Source organism: Arthrobacter sp. MYb214 (genome assembly GCF_002979865.1).
Classification (GTDB): domain Bacteria; phylum Actinomycetota; class Actinomycetes; order Actinomycetales; family Micrococcaceae; genus Glutamicibacter.
Map to the genome: position 1 here is coordinate 391,068 of NZ_PCPZ01000001.1, position 16,730 is coordinate 407,797.

The 16,730-nt window shown below is 62.7% G+C and carries 16 protein-coding genes; 14 read left to right on the plus strand and 2 right to left on the minus strand.

Translation table 11 applies throughout. The features are described 5' to 3' along the window. Positions 1 to 6: 6 nt before the first annotated feature. Positions 7 to 1,146 (plus strand): acyl-CoA dehydrogenase family protein, encoded by a 1,140-nt coding sequence (locus tag CQ012_RS01675; protein WP_105657868.1) that lies wholly within the window; start codon positions 7 to 9, stop codon positions 1,144 to 1,146. 65 nt (positions 1,147 to 1,211) lie between these two features. Here the strand turns inward: CQ012_RS01675 and CQ012_RS01680 are convergent, their stop codons facing one another. After that, positions 1,212 to 1,445, minus strand: a complete 234-nt coding sequence (locus CQ012_RS01680) for a DUF5703 family protein (protein ID WP_105657828.1) — start codon at positions 1,443 to 1,445, stop codon at positions 1,212 to 1,214. A 44-nt stretch (positions 1,446 to 1,489) separates the two neighbouring features. Here CQ012_RS01680 and CQ012_RS01685 point away from each other — a divergent pair, with 44 nt between their 5' ends. The 3 genes from CQ012_RS01685 (at position 1,490) to mshC (ending at position 3,992) form a co-directional block, all read left to right on the plus strand. Then, a complete protein-coding gene (locus tag CQ012_RS01685; RefSeq protein WP_105657829.1) occupies positions 1,490 to 1,699 on the plus strand; it encodes a hypothetical protein in 210 nt (69 codons plus the stop codon). A 78-nt stretch (positions 1,700 to 1,777) separates the two neighbouring features. Beyond that, positions 1,778 to 2,602, plus strand: coding sequence for an undecaprenyl-diphosphate phosphatase (locus tag CQ012_RS01690; RefSeq protein WP_105657830.1), 825 nt, complete (start codon positions 1,778 to 1,780; stop codon positions 2,600 to 2,602). Positions 2,603 to 2,729: 127 nt separating this feature from the next. After that, positions 2,730 to 3,992: a cysteine--1-D-myo-inosityl 2-amino-2-deoxy-alpha-D-glucopyranoside ligase gene (gene mshC / locus CQ012_RS01695; RefSeq protein WP_105657831.1), complete on the plus strand. Its 1,263-nt coding sequence runs from the start codon at positions 2,730 to 2,732 to the stop codon at positions 3,990 to 3,992. A gap of 33 nt (positions 3,993 to 4,025) precedes the next feature. Here the strand turns inward: mshC and CQ012_RS01700 are convergent, their stop codons facing one another. Continuing rightward, complete coding sequence (locus tag CQ012_RS01700) at positions 4,026 to 4,934, minus strand: PAC2 family protein (RefSeq protein WP_105657832.1); 909 nt, start codon at positions 4,932 to 4,934, stop codon at positions 4,026 to 4,028. 83 nt (positions 4,935 to 5,017) lie between these two features. Between CQ012_RS01700 and CQ012_RS01705 the strand changes: the two genes are divergently transcribed. The 10 genes from CQ012_RS01705 (at position 5,018) to CQ012_RS01750 (ending at position 16,698) form a co-directional block, all read left to right on the plus strand. Then, on the plus strand, positions 5,018 to 5,731 hold the full coding sequence (locus tag CQ012_RS01705; protein WP_105657833.1) for an HAD family hydrolase: 714 nt from the start codon (positions 5,018 to 5,020) through the stop codon (positions 5,729 to 5,731). After that, positions 5,728 to 6,855, plus strand: a complete 1,128-nt coding sequence (locus tag CQ012_RS01710) for a site-2 protease family protein (RefSeq protein WP_105657834.1) — start codon at positions 5,728 to 5,730, stop codon at positions 6,853 to 6,855. Before CQ012_RS01705 ends, CQ012_RS01710 begins: the two co-directional genes overlap by 4 nt. Before the next feature lie 42 nt (positions 6,856 to 6,897). Continuing rightward, the gene (locus CQ012_RS01715; RefSeq protein ID WP_105657835.1) at positions 6,898 to 7,959 is read left to right on the plus strand and encodes a tRNA (adenine-N1)-methyltransferase; all 1,062 of its coding nucleotides are present in this window, start codon (positions 6,898 to 6,900) and stop codon (positions 7,957 to 7,959) included. Between the two features lie 220 nt (positions 7,960 to 8,179). After that, positions 8,180 to 9,817, plus strand: a complete 1,638-nt coding sequence (gene arc, locus CQ012_RS01720; RefSeq protein ID WP_166650701.1) for a proteasome ATPase — start codon at positions 8,180 to 8,182, stop codon at positions 9,815 to 9,817. Further along, positions 9,814 to 11,430, plus strand: coding sequence for a depupylase/deamidase Dop (gene dop, locus CQ012_RS01725; RefSeq protein WP_105657837.1), 1,617 nt, complete (start codon positions 9,814 to 9,816; stop codon positions 11,428 to 11,430). Before arc ends, dop begins: the two co-directional genes overlap by 4 nt. A gap of 66 nt (positions 11,431 to 11,496) precedes the next feature. Beyond that, positions 11,497 to 11,682, plus strand: a complete 186-nt coding sequence (locus CQ012_RS01730) for a ubiquitin-like protein Pup (protein WP_105657838.1) — start codon at positions 11,497 to 11,499, stop codon at positions 11,680 to 11,682. 78 nt (positions 11,683 to 11,760) lie between these two features. Beyond that, complete coding sequence (gene pafA, locus CQ012_RS01735; RefSeq protein ID WP_105657839.1) at positions 11,761 to 13,134, plus strand: Pup--protein ligase; 1,374 nt, start codon at positions 11,761 to 11,763, stop codon at positions 13,132 to 13,134. Between the two features lie 119 nt (positions 13,135 to 13,253). Then, positions 13,254 to 14,189, plus strand: a complete 936-nt coding sequence (locus CQ012_RS01740) for an FKBP-type peptidyl-prolyl cis-trans isomerase (protein WP_181148865.1) — start codon at positions 13,254 to 13,256, stop codon at positions 14,187 to 14,189. A 16-nt stretch (positions 14,190 to 14,205) separates the two neighbouring features. Next, positions 14,206 to 14,601, plus strand: coding sequence for an FKBP-type peptidyl-prolyl cis-trans isomerase (locus CQ012_RS01745; protein ID WP_013348985.1), 396 nt, complete (start codon positions 14,206 to 14,208; stop codon positions 14,599 to 14,601). Positions 14,602 to 14,694: 93 nt separating this feature from the next. Then, positions 14,695 to 16,698 carry a helix-turn-helix transcriptional regulator gene (locus tag CQ012_RS01750; protein WP_105657841.1) on the plus strand — a complete coding sequence of 668 codons (2,004 nt, stop codon included), beginning with the start codon at positions 14,695 to 14,697 and terminating at the stop codon, positions 16,696 to 16,698. Positions 16,699 to 16,730: the final 32 nt, after the last annotated feature.

Consider the following 16,730-nt stretch of genomic DNA (forward strand, 5'->3'; position numbering starts at 1 on the left):
GAATCCTTGACCATCGAATCCATACTGAGCGACGAGCTGCTTGAGCGTTTCCGGGACCGGGCCGCCGGCTATGACGAGTCGAACTCGTTCGCCATCGAAGACTTCAACGAACTGGTGGAACTGGGCTACCTCAAGGCGCTGGTGCCGGCAGAGCGCGGGGGACTGGGGTGGAACTTCGAGACCCTGGCCCTGGCCCAGCGCCGCCTGGCCACCGCGGCACCCGGCACGGCCCTGGCGATCAACATGCACCAGGTATGGGCGGGCGTCGCGTATTTGCTGCAGGCCCGCGGGGACCGGCGCCTGGATATGGTGGCCGATTGGATTGCCGAGGGCGAAGTGATGGCGTTCGGGATTTCGGAGCCCGGCAACGACGCGGTGCTCTTCGACTCGAAGACCAGGGCGAGAACTGCTGCCGATGGCTCGGTGGAGTTCAATGGCGTGAAGATCTTCACCTCGCTGGCGCCGGCGTTCACCCGATTGGGGGTGTTCGGCAAGGATGAGGAATCCGGGGAACTGGTTCACGGCTTCGTCGCCAGGGGCGAGGGCGTGCATTCCATGAACGACTGGAACACCCTGGGCATGCGGGCCAGCCAGTCGCACACCACGAAGCTGGAAAATGCGGTGGCCCCGCGCGAATGGGTGCATAGCCGGCTGCCGGCCGGTCCTAACCAGGACCCGCTGGTCTTCGGCATCTTCGCATCCTTCCTGACCCTGACCGCAAGCGTCTACGTGGGCATCGCAGATCGTGCGGTGACCCTGGCCCAGGAGGCCCTGGGCCAGCGGGTGCACCAGGACGGGACCCGGTATGCGCAGGATGTGCGTGCCCGCGGGCTCTTGGCCGAAGCGGCGATGCGCCTGCTGGCCCTGGATGCCCTGCAACGCTCGGTGGCCGGTGACCTGGAGGCCAAGGCGGATCACCAGAGCGCGTGGTTCCCCAAGCTGGTGACGCTGCGCACCTTGGCCGGGGGCACTGCACGGGAGAACATCCAGGTTGCCGGACAGCTGCTGGGCGGTGGCGGATATTTCCGGGGATCGGAGTTCGAACGGCTCTACCGCGACGTGCAGGCCAGCTGGTACCACCCGTCCAATGCCGCCTCGGCAGCCAATACGGTGGCCTCGTGGCTGGTAGGCCCGCTCGACAGCTGAGGCAAGGACCCGCGATTGCCGTGAGGGCCAATGGCGGGCATGGTGCCATGTGCCCTGTTGCCGGTTCAGGGAGCCAGGGTGCTGCGAATGCGCATCACCCGGCGGCGCAGCCAGTACTTTTGGGCGCCGCCTTCATAGCGGCAGGTGCGCATAAGCTCCCATTTGCCGTTATCGGCGTGCTCCCGCAGGGCGGCGCGGGCGACATGCTTTGGTTCGCCCGGGAAAGAAGTTATGACCAGGTATTCAAAGCGCTGGTCATCGGGATGATGCAGCGGTGGCTTAATTCTTTCTTCGAGCATCCTGCCCCCTATCTAAAGAACGCCGTGCGTTGTAGCCTCATGCTATGAGTACTGAACCGAGTTTTGCACTGCAAGCATTTATTGCACGCCTGGAGCAGCACCTGGCAATTGTGTCGCAGAGCCGCGGTGCTGGCGAGGCATCCGTCGACGCGGCTTTTGGCGCGCTGGCCGATGCCTTCGAAGACTATGAAGACGCCCTCTACGATCAGTATTCCGAGTTATTGCCCTTCACCATACCCTCGGATGATGCGTGAGTACGACCACGGAGTGAATTTTTCCTATTCCGTGTTTCTGAGTCCGGATAGTCGCAATCGGTGAAGTAATGTCGAGGGGTGAATTGGTTTGAAGCAGCTTTCCTAGGATTGATCCAGGGCCTGACCGAGTTCCTCCCGATCTCGTCCTCAGCCCACTTGCGTATCGTTGGCGAACTCCTGCCCAACGCCCAAGACCCCGGAGCGGCATTTACCGCCATTACCCAGCTGGGTACCGAAACCGCAGTGATCGTCTTCTTCTGGCGTGACATCGTGCGGATCATCGGCGCCTGGTGCAAGGCACTGGCCGGCAAGATCCCGCATTCGGATCCGGACGCCAAGATGGGCTGGCTGATCATTATCGGCTCCCTACCGATCGCGATCCTGGGCCTGCTGCTGGAAGACTACATCGATACGAACTTCCGTTCGCTGTGGATTGTTGCGACCACACTGGTGGTCTTCGGCCTGATCCTGGCCATCGCCGACCACTACGGCAAGCAGCAGCGCACCTTGGACAAGCTGACCGTCAAGCACGGCATCTTCTACGGTTTCGCCCAGGCCATGGCCTTGATTCCGGGCGTCTCGCGTTCGGGCGGCACCATCACCGCGGGTTTGCTCATGGGGTACACCCGTGAAGCCGCAGCCCGCTACTCGTTCCTGCTGGCGATCCCGGCGGTGTTCGCCTCGGGCCTGTACAAGCTGGTCAAGTCCTTCGACGAACCAGGTGTCTACACCCTGGCGCAGACCGGTGTCGCTACCGTCGTGGCCTTCGTCGTCGGCTTCCTGATTGTGGGCTGGTTCCTGAAGTTCGTTTCCACCCACTCCTACCGCTTCTTCGTCTGGTACCGCATCCTGCTGGGCCTGGCGCTGTTCGTCGCTCTGGGATTGGGCTGGATGGCCGCCTGATCCAGGTTTTCCAAGATGTCCGTGGACTGCTTCACGGGCATCTTGCAGTTAACGGGAATAAACCTCGCCTTGCTTCACTTGGAGTTAAAGGAAGAAATACGTCGCATCTGCGAAAGGATGTCCATAAGTGCACGCGTGGAATAACCCTGAGGTACCTCAGGTGGCTGGTTCAGCACCAACACTGGAACTTTTCAATACCGCCACCGGAGCCCGACAGGCCACTGCGCCAGCGGATGAAGCTATTGCGCCGGCCAGCATGTACGTTTGCGGTATCACCCCCTATGACGCCACCCATATGGGCCACGCCGCCACATATGTCACCTTCGACCTGGTGCAGCGCACCTGGCGCGATGCCGGTCGCACCGTGGCCTACACCCAGAACATCACCGACGTGGACGACCCGCTGCTCGAGCGCGCCGCAGCAACCAACGTCGATTGGCGCGAACTGGCCGAGTCGCAGATCCAGCTCTTCCGCGACGACATGGAAGCCCTGAACGTCATTCCGCCGCAGAACTACATCGGCGCGGTGGAATCCATCCACTGGCTGGTCCCGGTCGTCGAGCAGCTGCTCGATGCGGATCTGGCCTACCGTGTGCCGGCTGGTGCCGATGGGGTGGAAGGCGACGTGTACTTCGACACCCTGGCCGCCCAGAACGATGCCTGGAAACTGGGCGCCGTTTCGAACTACGACCGCGAGACCATGCTCGGCTTCTTCGCCGAACGCGGCGGGGATCCGGATCGTGCCGGCAAGCGCGATGCGCTGGACCCGCTGCTGTGGCGTGCCGCCCGCGAGGGCGAGCCGTCATGGGATGGCGGCAAGCTCGGTGCCGGCCGCCCGGGCTGGCACATCGAATGCTCGGTGATTGCCCGCAAGACCCTGCCGGCCCCCTTCACTGTCCAGGGTGGCGGCTCGGACCTGATCTTCCCGCACCACGAATTCTCTGCGGCCCACGCAGCTGCTGGCGATAACGCGGAACTCGCGCAGACCTACGTGCACACCGGCATGGTGGGCCTGGACGGCGAAAAGATGAGCAAGTCCCTGGGCAACCTGGTGCTGGTTTCCAAACTGCGCGAAGCCGGCGTCGAGCCGGTAGCGATCCGCGCCGTACTGCTCTCCCAGCACTACCGCAGCGACTGGTTCTGGACCGAGCAATTGCTGGCCGCAGCCCAGCAGCGGGTGGCTGCCTGGCGCCAGGCCTTGGCCACCACCAGCAACGAGGACGCAGCCAAGGTAGTGGAAAGCATCCGCAAGCACATGGCCGATGACATCGATGCGCCCTCCGCGCTGGAGGCACTCGACCGGTGGGCGGCGCAGCCGGCCGGGTCGAATGGCGACGGCGCCGAAGCGTTGCGCCACGGCATCGACGCGCTGCTGGGGCTCAAGCTCTAGGCAGCACCGCGCCAAGCATCCCGGGGTCCGGCTTCAGATATCGAAGTCGGACCCCGGGCTGTCTTTGCGGTACTTTCCCCGGCGGCGCAGATAGCGCTCGAATTCCCGGGCAATGGACTCGCCGCTGGCCTCGGGAAGCTCGCTGGTGTCCGTTGCCTGCTCCAGCTGTTCAACGTACTTGGCCACATCCGGATCCGCTGCCGCGAGCTCATCGACCCCGTGCTTCCAGGCCAGCGCATCCTCGCGCAGTTTCTGGTCCGGCACGGAGACCGGGATGACTTCCTCCAGCAGCTCGATGATGGCCAGTTGCACCCGCGGGCTGGGGGACTGCGCAACATAGTGGGAGAGCTGAGCCCAAAGCGACAGGCTCGGGATCCCGTACCGTTCGAACTCCACGCCGAGCACCGAGGGGATTCCGGTGGGCCCCTCGTAGGTGGAGGCGCTGATCCTCAAGTGCTCCTGGAACCGCGGATCGTCGCTGGCCAGCGAGGTCGGCACCGGCCGGGTATGCGGCACATCAGCCAGCAAGGCGCCCAGGGCGAGCACGGCATGGGCATTGTGGGATTGGGCCACCTTGATGATCCGCGAGCAGAAGGTCTGCCATTTGAACGTCGGCTCGACACCCAGCACCACCAGCAGGTCGGCGGCCGCCTGGGGCAAATGGATCTTGAAGATCTCGGTGCACGGCCAGTCCACTACGCGCCCGCTCCCGGTGCGCCGGGTCTTGGGCCGGGTGAACTGGTAGTCGTAGAAATCGTCCTCGCCCACGGTGGCCACATGCTCATGGGCGTTGGACTCGAGCAGCAGGCGGACGGCGTCCGTGGCCGCCGAACCGGCGTCGTTCCACCCCTCGAAGGCAGCCAAGACGATGGTGGGGCGAATCTCATGCTGGGTCTTGGCAATATAGCTATTCAGCGTCGGGGCGTGGTATTCCTCGTTCATTGAAGACTCCTTGGCAGCACTCGATGCTCTCGGCGTGGCTCGCCGAAGCGGCTTAGCCCCACTCTTCCATCTAGAATGGACTCATGCCAAGCACCAGTTTTGACTTTGCCGCCGGAACCGAGCCCGCAACCCCGCAAGCTGTCCTGTGGGATATGGACGGTACGCTGATCGACACCGAACCCTATTGGCTGGCTGCCGAAGCTGAGCTGGTGGCTTCCCATGGCGGCTCATGGAGCCATGAACAAGGCCTGGCCCTGGTCGGCAACGCCTTGCCAGATGGCGCCCGGGCCCTGCAGCAGGCCGGGGTCAAGCTGGAGATCCGCGAGATCATCGACTGGCTCTCTGCCCGGGTGGTTGCCGGCATCCGCCGCGAGATCCCTTGGCGGCCAGGAGCCCGCGAATTGCTCGCGGCGTGCAAGCAGGCAGGCATCCCGCAGGCCCTGGTGACCATGTCCGAGCGCAGCATCGTCGATGAACTGATGCTCAGCATCCCCGAAGGCACCTTCCAGGCCAGCGTTACCGGTGAAGAGGTCGCCAACGGCAAGCCGCACCCGGAACCTTATCTGGCTGGACTGCAGCTGCTTGGCCAGTGCACCGGGAAAGAACTGGAAGCAGCCAGGTGCATTGGTTTCGAGGATTCCGTGCCGGGCATCGCCTCGGCGTCCGCGGCCGGGCTGCATGCGGTGCTGGTCCCCAACGCCACCGACCCGGGCGAAGGCAATTGGCGCCGGATCGACAGCTTGGCATCCGTGGACGTACATGAAATGACTCGATGGTTGGTGCAGGTTAGCGCGTGAGCGACACTCAGGAAAAGTCCCCTGGAATCAAGCTGGGGCGTATCGGCGGCGTCCCGGTCTACCTCTCCAGCTCGTGGTTCATCATCACCGCGGTCATCACCTTCAGCGTTGGCATCCAGCTTTCGCGCGGCGGAATCATCCCGCCGCTGAACGCCTACCTGATGGGCCTGGCCTGCGCGGTGGCTATTGCCGTGGCCGTGCTGATCCATGAGGTCGCGCACGCGATGACCGCGCGCGCCTTCAAGTGGCCCGATGCGCACATCGTGTTGACGCTGATGGGCGGGCACACCCAGTTCGGTTCCTTCAAGGCCAAGCCCGGCGCCTCGCTCTGGGTGGCACTCTCCGGACCGCTGTCGAATTTCCTGCTGGCCGGAATCGGCTGGCTGGTGATCGAGAACGCGGCCATGGGCGTATACCCGAACCTGCTACTGGACTTCTTCGTCTATGCCAACCTGCTGCTCGGCGCCTTCAACGCGCTGCCCGGGCTTCCGCTCGATGGCGGGCGGCTGGTCGAATCGATCGTCTGGAAGGCCACCGGATCCCAGTTCAAGGGCACCATCGCCTCGAGCTGGGTGGGCCGGGCAATCGCCGTGGGCCTGGTCTTCTACTTCGTGATCTATCCTCTGGTACGCGGCGAGCAGCCCCAGATCATCACGGTGGTGGTCGGCATCATGGTGGCGATGTTCATGTGGCAAGCCACCACGCAGCTGATTGCGCACTCCAAGATGATGCTGAACCTGCCCACCGTGATCGCCACCGACTTGATGCGCCCGGCTTCGGCCATGGTTTCGCACGCAACCGTAGCCGACGTGCTCTCCCGCCAGAACGCTCGCGGGGGAGAGATCATCCTAGTCGACCCGAAAGGGATGCCGGTCGGGGTCATCGATGCGCAGGCACTGTCCCGGGTGGGCCCGAACCAGGCGGCCCAGGTTCCGGCCTTGGCCGTGTCCCGTGCCCTGGGCCAGGGCGCGATCGTGGCCGAGGATTCCGATGGCCGCGCACTGATCGACTACCTGGCCAGCGTGGACAGCGCCGAATACGCGGTGATCAGCGCCACCGGGCAGGTGGTGGGCCTGCTGCACCAGCGGCAGATCGTCAACGCCGTCACCGGACGCCGCAAGTAAACTCTATACAGACTGAAAAGCACCAAGAAAAGGATCACATCAGTGAGCGAAGCTAAGAGCCAGGCGCCGCACGGCGCGGCAGCCCGTCGCGGCCCCTTCCGTGTCGGCGACCGCGTGCAGCTGACCGACGAGAAACGCCGGATCAACACCATCACCCTGCAGCACGGTGGAGAGTTCCACACGCACAAGGGCGTGCTGCCGCACGAGGCCATCATCGGCCTGCCCGAAGGCTCGGTCATCGAGAATATCGACGGCTTCCGCTACCAGGCCCTGCGCCCGCTGGCCAAGGATTTCGTGCTCTCCATGCCGCGCGGCGCCACCGTGGTCTACCCGAAGGATGCCGCGCAGATCGTGCAGTTCGGCGACATCTTCCCGGGCGCACGCGTCGTCGAAGCCGGCGTCGGTTCCGGCGCGCTGTCCATCTCGCTGCTGCGCGCGGTCGGCGATGAGGGCTTCCTGCACTCCTTCGAGCGACGCGAGGAATTCGCCGATATCGCCCGCGGCAACATCTCCACCGTCTTCGGTGGCGAGCACCCCTCGTGGCAGATCTCCATCGGCGACTTCCAGGACAGGGTCGTCGAGCTGGAAGCACCGGGCAGCATCGACCGCGTGGTCCTGGACATGCTCAGCCCCTGGGAATGCCTGGATGCGGTAGCTACCGTGCTGGCGCCGGGCGGCGTGTGGACCAACTACGTGTCCTCGGTGACCCAGATGTCCCGCGTGGTCGAGGCAATCCGTGCTTCGGGCCAGTTCACCGAGCCAGAGTGCTTCGAAACCCTGGTGCGCGGCTGGCACGTCGACGGCCTGGCTGTCCGCCCGGATCACCGGATGGTGGCGCACACCGCATTCCTGATCACCTGCCGCCGTCTGGCCGATTCCGCCGATGGCATCCCGAAGGCCAAGCGCATCAAGGAGCACTCGTACTCCGATGAGGACCTGAGCGCATGGACGCGCGATCACGCCGAGGGCGAGTGGACCGCTGAAGCACTGGGCGAGCGCGGCTTGTCTGATAAGAAGCTGCGCCGGGCCGCCCGCGATGCCAACCAGTCCGTGCGCGTGCGTGCCGCTGAAGAAGGCGCCGAAGGCGCTGGCGGCGAAGCCTGAGCTGCAACCATATATTGAGACATTGCGTCTCATTATGTGACATTGGGCCCCGAGTGTTCTGCACTCGGGGCCTTCAGTTCCTAAGATGGAAGCAAGACGGTGCGCCAAGCACCGGAAAAAACCTCATCAGGGCGCACGAACCGCCCCGGTGACGTTGGATGTTGGAGGTTGGAACGTGAACGATAATCGCGAGGCAGAACAATTGGCCGAGCGGCTGCAGATGACCGAACGCCAGGTCAACGTGCTGCGCGACAAGAATCGCAACCTCGACAAGCAACTCGCCGGGATCAGCGGCAATAACAAGCGCCTGGTGGCCCTGCTGGAAACCACCCGCGAGCAGATCATCAACCTGAAGTCGGCGCTGGAAAAGGACGGGGACACTCCCTTCAGCCACGGCACCATCGTGGCCAAGCACCCGCGCAAGCACCCCGAACCCGGGCTCGGCATCGAATCCACCGGCGCCCAGTCCGCAGATGTCATCTACTCCGGGCGCAAGATGCGCGTGGCCGTCAGCCCGCTGATGGATTTCGACAAGCTGGTCATCGGCCAGCAGGTGCTGCTCAATGAAGCACTGGTGATCGTCGCGGCCCTGGGATTCGAGGAGACCGGTGAACTGGTCACGGTCAAGGAACTGCTGGAAAATCACCACGCCGTAGTCATGGCCCGTGCCGATGACCAGCGCGTCGTTGAACTCGCTGGCCCGCTGCGCGAGATGCACCTGCGCGTGGGCGACCAGCTGGCCATCGATTCGCGTTCGGGCATGGCGGTATCCCGCGTCCAGCTCACCGACATGCAGTCCCTGGTGCTCGAGGAAGTCCCGGACATTGCCTACTCGGACATTGGCGGGCTGAACTCGCAGATCGAAGCCATCAAGGACTCGGTGGAGCTGCCCTTCACCCACCCTGAGCTGTACCGCGAACACGGGTTGAGCGCGCCAAAGGGGATCCTGCTCTACGGTCCTCCGGGCTGCGGCAAGACCCTGATCGCCAAGGCGGTGGCGCACTCCCTGGCCCAGCGCGTCGTCGAGCGCAAGGAAGGGGCCAGCAACCGCAGCTACTTCCTGAACATCAAGGGTCCGGAGCTGCTGGACAAGTACGTGGGCGAAACCGAGCGGCACATCCGCCTGATCTTCGCCCGCGCCCGGGAGAAGGCGCTGCATGGAGATCCGGTGGTGGTGTTCTTCGACGAGATGGAAGCGCTGTTCCGTACCCGCGGCACCGGTGTCTCCTCGGATGTGGAAACCACCATCGTGCCGCAGCTGCTGGCCGAAATTGACGGCGTCGAGCGCCTGGATAACGTGATTGTCATCGGCGCGTCCAACCGCGAGGACATGATCGACCCGGCGATCCTGCGTCCGGGACGCCTGGATGTCAAGATCAAGATCCGCCGTCCCGATGCCGAGGGCGCCACAGAAATCTTCAGCAAGTACCTGACGACCGAACTGCCGCTGCACGCCGATGAGCTCGATGCCGATGCCGGGGATGCCGGCGCCACCATAGCGCGCATGATCCGCGGAGCCGTCCAGGCAATGTACTCCACCGAGCGGATCAACGAATTCCTCGAAGTCACCTATGTTACCGGTGCCACCGAAGTGCTCTACTTCAAGGACTTCGCCTCGGGCGCGGTCATCCACAACATCGTGGACCGCGCCAAGAAGCATGCCATCAAGGCGCTGATTACGCAGAACGAACGCGGACTGAAAATGGAGTACCTGCTGCGTGCGGTGCGCGAAGAGTTCGCCGAGCACGAAGACATGCCCAACACCACCAACCCCGATGATTGGGCCCGAATTTCCGGCCGCAAGGGCGAGCGGATCAGCAACATCCGTTCCCTGGTCCAGCAGCAGGCCGGCAAATGAGCGCACGTCGGCTGGTCGGCCTGGAAACCGAATACGGAATTATCCGCCCGAACATGCCCAAGGCCAACGCCACGGTGCTTTCGGCGCAGATCGTTGACGCCTACGCGCAATTGGTCGCCGAGCAGGATTCGGCGGCCAAGGCAGCACGCTGGGACTACAGCGACGAATCCCCGCTGCAAGATGCGCGCGGATTCGCCATGGACCGGGCCCAAGCGCATCCGAGCCAGCTGACCGACCTGGAGCCGGGGCTGGACGACGAGGGCATCTGGACCGCCGAATCCATTGCGCTGGATGGCAACGACGCGCATCTGGGTTCAACGCTCTACCAGGAGAAGGAATCCACGGATGTCGTGATGAACATGGTCCTGGGCAACGGCGCACGCCTGTACGTCGACCACGCCCACCCGGAATACTCCAGCCCCGAATCGATGACCCCGCGTGATGCGGTGCTCTGGGACCAAGCCGGCGATGAAGTGATGCGCCGCGCCGCGGCCGCCGCCCAGCGCATGGGCAGCGGGGAACTGCTGCTGTACAAGAACAACACCGATAACAAGTCGGTCTCCTACGGCTCGCATGAGAACTACCTGATGCCGCGCGGCATCGAGTTCTCTTCGATTGTCCGCGGGCTCACCCCGTTCTTTGCCAGCAGGCAGATCTTCTGCGGTGCCGGCCGGGTGGGCCAGGGCATGCTCAACGAGCGCGCCGCCTTCCAGGTCTCCCAGCGTGCCGACTTCTTCGAGGCGGAAGTGGGCCTGGAAACCACGATCAACCGCCCGATCATCAACACCCGCGATGAACCGCACGCGAACTGGGACAAGTACCGCCGCCTGCACGTGATCATCGGGGATGCGAACCTCGGGCAGATCTCCACCCTGCTGCGCGTGGGCACCACCAACTTGGTACTCTCGCTGATCGAAGCGGGGATGGCCCCGCAGCTGGAACTGGTCGAGCCGGTCCTGGCCTTGCAGCAAATCAGCCACGACCCCACCCTGAAGGCCAAGGTGCGGTTGCGCGGCGGGGTCCAGCTCACCGCCATTGAAATCCAGCGCCATTACCTGCATGCGGCAGAAAACTACTGTGCGGCACGCGGCATTGATGATCCGGACACCACCGAGATCCTCAGCCGTTGGGCGCAGATCCTGGAGTTGCTCGAGCGCGACCCGATGGACGCGGCAGACCAGATTGACTGGATCGCCAAATACCAGCTGGTCAACGGCTTCGCCCAGCGCCACCAGCTTGAGCTGTCCGATCCACGCGTGGCGATGCTGGACCTGCAATGGGCTGATTTGCGGACCGACAAGGGCTTGTACTACCGCATGGCCGAACGCGGGGCCATCCAGAGGATCTTCAGCCAGCAGGAGATCAACCAAGCCGTGGCCAGCCCGCCGGAAGATACCCGGGCCTACCTGCGCGGCATGACCCTGCAGCGCTATGCGCCCTACGTGGTCGCAGCGAACTGGGATGCGTTGTCCTTCGCCGTCCCCGGGGCGCGCAAGATCAGCCGCTTCCACATGCCCGAACCGCTGGGCGGAACCCGTGCGCAGGTTGGCGAGCTGTTCGACACGCAGCTGGAGATTGCGGAATTTATCGACGAATTGGCCAGGCGTCGCTAATCGGCGCAGAATAGGTATGAGTCTCGGCGCGTAATTCCGGGATTCACGACGACTTAGGAGAAAACGATGACTCAGGAAAGCTTCTCGGCCCGCCGCAGCACCCAGAACCAGCAGGCCGAAACGGAACAGGTCCAGGTGAACACCACCGGCCAGTCCGCCGGCGTGGATGACCTGCTGGACGAGATCGACTCGGTGCTGGAATCCAACGCTGAAGAGTTCGTCCGCGGATTCGTGCAAAAGGGCGGCCAGTAAGCCCCAACGGGCACACAGCTTTGGAAGTCGTGTTCTGGCCAATGTGGCGGAACCGCAGTTGAGGGGAAGTAGCTTCGCGTGGATCGCAGAATCTTTGGTCTGGAAACCGAATTCGGGCTGAATTATGTCCCGTCGGATGGGCGCCGGCTCACCCCGGAGGATGCCGCACGGCACCTGTTCAAGCCGGTAGTCAGCTGGGGGCGCAGTTCGAATGTGTTCCTGGAGAACGGCTCGCGCCTCTACCTGGATGTGGGCTCGCACCCGGAGTACGCCACCGCGGAATGCGACCAGCTCAAGCAGCTGATCGCCCACGACCGCGCAGGGGAGGCGTTCATGCTGGACCTCGTTGACCAGGCAGAGGACCAGCTGGCCGAGGAAGGCCACGAAGGCCGGATCTACATGTTCAAGAACAATGTGGACTCCGCCGGGAACTCCTATGGCTGCCACGAGAACTACCTGATTCCACGCAAAATCGAGTTCAAGCGCCTCGCTGACATGCTCATCCCTTTCCTCGTCACCCGCCAGCTATTGTGCGGTGCCGGGCATCTGATCACCGATGAAGAGCAGACCAAGTACGTCTTCTCCCAGCGCGCCGATCACATGTGGGAGGGGGTCTCCTCGGCCACAACGCGCTCGCGTCCGATCATCAATACCCGCGATGAGCCGCACGCCGATGCCGAGTACCACCGCCGGCTGCATGTCATAGTGGGCGACTCGTCGATGAGCGAAACCACCCAGCTGCTGAAGATCGGCGCCACCGACCTGGTGCTGCGCCTGATCGAATCCGGCGAAATCTACCACGATCTGCGACTGGAAAACCCGATTCGCTCCATCCGCCAGATCTCCCACGATTTCACTGGCCAGACCGTGGTGCGGCTCATGGGCGGCGACGAACCGACCGCACTGCAGATCCAGTGGATCCTCTTCGAATCCGTCAAGGAATTCATCGCCCGCCACGGCGCGCACCACGACCAGGTGGATACCGTCCTGGAATTGTGGGAACGCACGCTGAACGCAGTGGAAAGCCAGGACTTCTCGCTGATCGACCGGGACATCGACTGGGCGATCAAGCACAAGCTGCTCACGGGCTATGCCCAGAAGAACTCCCTGGAGCTCTCGGCGCCACGGATCGCGCAGCTGAACCTGACTTACCATGACATCGACCCGCAGCGCGGCCTGTTCCACCTGCTCAAGCGCCGCGGCCTGGCCAGCGCAGTCGTCTCCGACGCTGAAATCAATCAGGCTGTGAACAACCCGCCAGCCACGACACGCGCGGCACTGCGAAGCAAATTCATTCGCGCCGCCCGCGCCAATGGGCGACGCTATAGCGCCGATTGGGTCCACATGAAGTATGAGGATGGCCCGGGCGGAATTGTGCTGTGCAAGGACCCGTTCGCAACCACCAATTCACAGATTGACGAGCTCATTGAGCTGATGGGCCAGCAGCTTTAGCTAGCTGGAAACAAGTATTTACACAGCAAAAACCTCTAAGCTGGACGCAGATCATTACGGGCCTTGCCCTGTGCAAGCCCGCAATGCATGACCAGCTAGTCCAACCGGAAAGAAGATTCGTGCGAAAAGTTTTGGCAGTATGCGCCACCGCGTCCATCCTTGCCCTGGCGTCCTGCGGTTCGGGTTCGTCATCCCTGAGCGGCATCGACGTCAAGCCAGCAGAAGATAGCAAGTCCGCACCTGAGGTCAAATTCGATGCGCCGCTCCTGACCGAAAAGTCAGAAGCAGTCACCGTGGTGGAGGGCGAGGGTTCCGACATCAAGGAAGGCGACACCATCCAGATCCAGTCGGGCCTGTACAAGACCATCGACGGCCTGCTGACCAATGAGAACTTCACTGCTGATCCGGCTCCCATGAAGGTTGACGAGACGCTCAAGGAGCAGATGCCCGAGCTCTACGAAACCCTGCTGAAGTCCCAGATTGGCGACTGGATCGCTTACGCAGCCATCGAAGGCGTTCAGCAGCCGGACGGGTCCATCGCCGAACCGGCCGAAGGCTCGCGTGCCGAACGGCTGATCGTGATCAAGATTGCGGACTCCAAGAGCCCTAGCCAGACGATGGGCAAGGAAGAAGTCCAGCAGCTCAAGGACGACGGCAAGCTCCCCACCGTGAAGACCGGCAAGGGCGATCCGCAGATCACCATCCCCAAGGACACCGAAGCCCCGGCAGGCCTGGCAGTGGACGTCCTTGAAGAAGGCGACGGCCCAGCGGTTGGCCAAACGTCCAAGGTCACTGCCCACTACCACGGCGTGCGCTGGGAAGATGGCAAGAAGTTCGACGGCAACTTCGGCAACGAAGAAGGCTTCGAAGCCGATATGGCCGGCGGAGTCATCCAGGGCTGGCTGCAGGGCTTCCAGGGTCTGAAGGAAGGCAGCAAGGTCTTGCTGACTGTCCCAACGGACTTGGCCTACGGCGAAACAGCTGAAGCCCAGGGGCGTCCTGCAGGACCACTGGTCTTCTACGTAGAATTAGACAAGGTAAGCGAAAGCAAGTAACAGAAAGGCCGTGACTATGTCGTTCGGAGAACGCAACTACGACCGCACCAAGCCGGAGATCGATTTCCCGGGCACCGACGCTCCTGAAGAACTGGTCATCACCGACCTGGTCGAGGGAACCGGCGCCGAGGTCACCCCAGGCACCACCGTTGAAGCGCACTATGTAGGCGTTGCCTGGTCCACCGGCGAAGAGTTCGACTCTTCCTGGGGCCGCGGGCAGACCCTCGACTTCCCAGTGGGTGTCGGAATGGTTATCCAGGGCTGGGACCAGGGCCTGCTGGGCATGAAGGTCGGCGGCCGTCGCCGACTGGATATCCCATCGCACCTGGCCTACGGCGAGCGTGGCGCCCCAGGCGCCATTGCGCCTAACGAAGCACTGATTTTCGTTGTGGATCTGATGGGCACCAAGTAATTCCAAGTGCTGGCAATGGCCTCGATTAAATAATCGGGGCCATTGCTGTCCCAGAAGTCATCCTTATCGGCGAAAGTTGGTTAGTCTAGGCACGTGAGCACAAAGCAATCCCCGGGACCCAGCAAGGCAGAACGCCTGACCAGCCTCATCTATGCGCTGGCAACTAAATCACGGAAGTTCAACGCCGACCGCATTGGATCCTATTTGGTGCCAGGCGGTACCAAGGAGACCCGAGAGAAGGCGCTGGATCGCCTCAAGGACGATATCCGCAATGACTTCGGGTTGCAGCTGGACAAAGAAGTAATCGACGATGTTACGTACTACAGCATCGACACGACCGAGTGGTTCTTGCCGCCGGTGGAATTCAGCCCCGCAGAAGCCGGCCTGGTCGCATTGGCCGCGAGCCTTTGGAAAGACACCAAGCTCCAGTCATTGGGGCTCAATGCCGCGGCCCGAGTCACCGGCCATGATGGCGTGGCCTCGCCGGTCGCTCCGTTGGCCGGCTCATTGGTACCACGCCTTTCCATGGATGAACCGAACTTCCGCGAATGCGCCCTGGCGGTCTTCAACCGCAACACGCTCAAGTTCGCCTATACGTCCTCTGGCGGCGCACAGAGCGAACGAATTGTTGATGTGTGGGGGATCGGGCAGCGCTACGGCAACTGGTACTTCACCGGCTATGACCACACGCGGAAAGATACCCGTGTCTTCCGCCTCTCGCGGGTTCAGGGCAAGTTCACGAATTACCGGCATGGCGGCGCTAACGCCGACGGGCAGTACCACGCCCGCCCCCAGGATTTCGACATGACCCAGGTCTTGCAGGATTTCGACCTGCAGAATCCGGGACTGGTGGCAACGGTGCGGCTCTTGGGCGATGAAGCAATCCCGCTGCGCGCCCAGGCAGTAAATGGCCGCAGCGATCAGGATGAGCTGCAGATCGGCTATGCGGATCCGCATTCATTTGCCCAGCAGCTGGCAGCTTATGGTCCGGCCGTGAAAGTCCTGGAACCCTCCGAACTGGTGGCCCAGGTGCGCCGGATTCTGCGCGACGCGCGCAGCTCCCAGACCAGCCAGGGCAACCAGGATGCCTACGCAGAGGTGAAGTTCCGTCCGCATCGCGCCACCGGCCGTGGCACCACCACAACTCAGGTCATGCGAAATATCGACATGATCCAGTATGTGCACGCCCATGGTGCCGTAGAAATCGAAGCGCTGGCAGAACGCTACTCCATGAGCGTTGCCAAGGTTCGTGAAGAGCTGGCCATGATCATGATGTGCGGTGTCCCGTACGGCCAGCATGACGAACTGATCAACGTCAATGACGGCGACGTTGAATCCGATACCGTTACGATCTCCAATGCAGCCCTGCTGGCCGAGCCGCAGAAGCTGGCGCCGCTGGAAGCAGTAGCCGTGCTCGGCGGGCTCAACGCCCTGGCAAGCATTCCCGAGTTCGAGCACCAGCAGGTGCTCGACGCGGCACTGGCCAAGGTGAATTCCGCGGTGGCCCGTTTTGACGGCTGGAGCGGGGCGCTGGGCTTCGCACTGTCCAAGGCGCGCGAGAACGATATTCCGCAGCAGCTGATTCAGGCGATTCGTTCCCAAGACGTCGTGCGCATCGATTATTACTCGGCCCGTTCGCGAACTCACCAGGTTCGCGATGTGGAACCGATCCGGCTCATTGAAGACGGAGCGGTGCAGTACCTGCGGGCTTGGTGCCGAAAGCGCCAGAGCCTATTAACTTTCCGGGTGGACCGGATGTTAAGTGTGGAAACTGCCGGTGAACAATTCGAGCTGGCGGCTCGGCATGAAGACCAGCAAGATGTCCAGATCCGGTATGCCTCCAACGACGATGACTTAGAGGTCATGGTCTATGTAGACGCCGAGATCTTACCGGTTATCGAAGCTTTCCATCCTCTTTCCTGGTCCACGGGAAAGGTCGGTACGGGGTATCTGGCCAACGTCCGGTTCTCGGATCACCAGGTAGCTGCGCCGCTCGTGGCTCGCCATAGCGGTAAACTGACTGTGGTCTCTCCTGACGCTACGCGCGAACAGGTAGTGAACTGGTTGGACGAGGCTATCGCAATGTATGAGGATTAATAGATGCTTCCTTGGTGGTTTTGGGTACTTTT

Excerpts from the sequence above, each read along its gene's own strand:
- CQ012_RS01680 (WP_105657828.1), bottom strand. The coding sequence starts at position 1,445 with ATGCTCGAAGAAAGAATTAAGCCACCGCTGCATCATCCCGATGACCAG.
- CQ012_RS01685 (WP_105657829.1), top strand. The coding sequence starts at position 1,490 with ATGAGTACTGAACCGAGTTTTGCACTGCAAGCATTTATTGCACGCCTG.
- CQ012_RS01700 (WP_105657832.1), bottom strand. The coding sequence starts at position 4,934 with ATGAACGAGGAATACCACGCCCCGACGCTGAATAGCTATATTGCCAAG.
- CQ012_RS01705 (WP_105657833.1), top strand. The coding sequence starts at position 5,018 with ATGCCAAGCACCAGTTTTGACTTTGCCGCCGGAACCGAGCCCGCAACC.
- arc (WP_166650701.1), top strand. The coding sequence starts at position 8,180 with ATGACCGAACGCCAGGTCAACGTGCTGCGCGACAAGAATCGCAACCTC.
- dop (WP_105657837.1), top strand. The coding sequence starts at position 9,814 with ATGAGCGCACGTCGGCTGGTCGGCCTGGAAACCGAATACGGAATTATC.
- CQ012_RS01730 (WP_105657838.1), top strand. The coding sequence starts at position 11,497 with ATGACTCAGGAAAGCTTCTCGGCCCGCCGCAGCACCCAGAACCAGCAG.
- CQ012_RS01745 (WP_013348985.1), top strand. The coding sequence starts at position 14,206 with ATGTCGTTCGGAGAACGCAACTACGACCGCACCAAGCCGGAGATCGAT.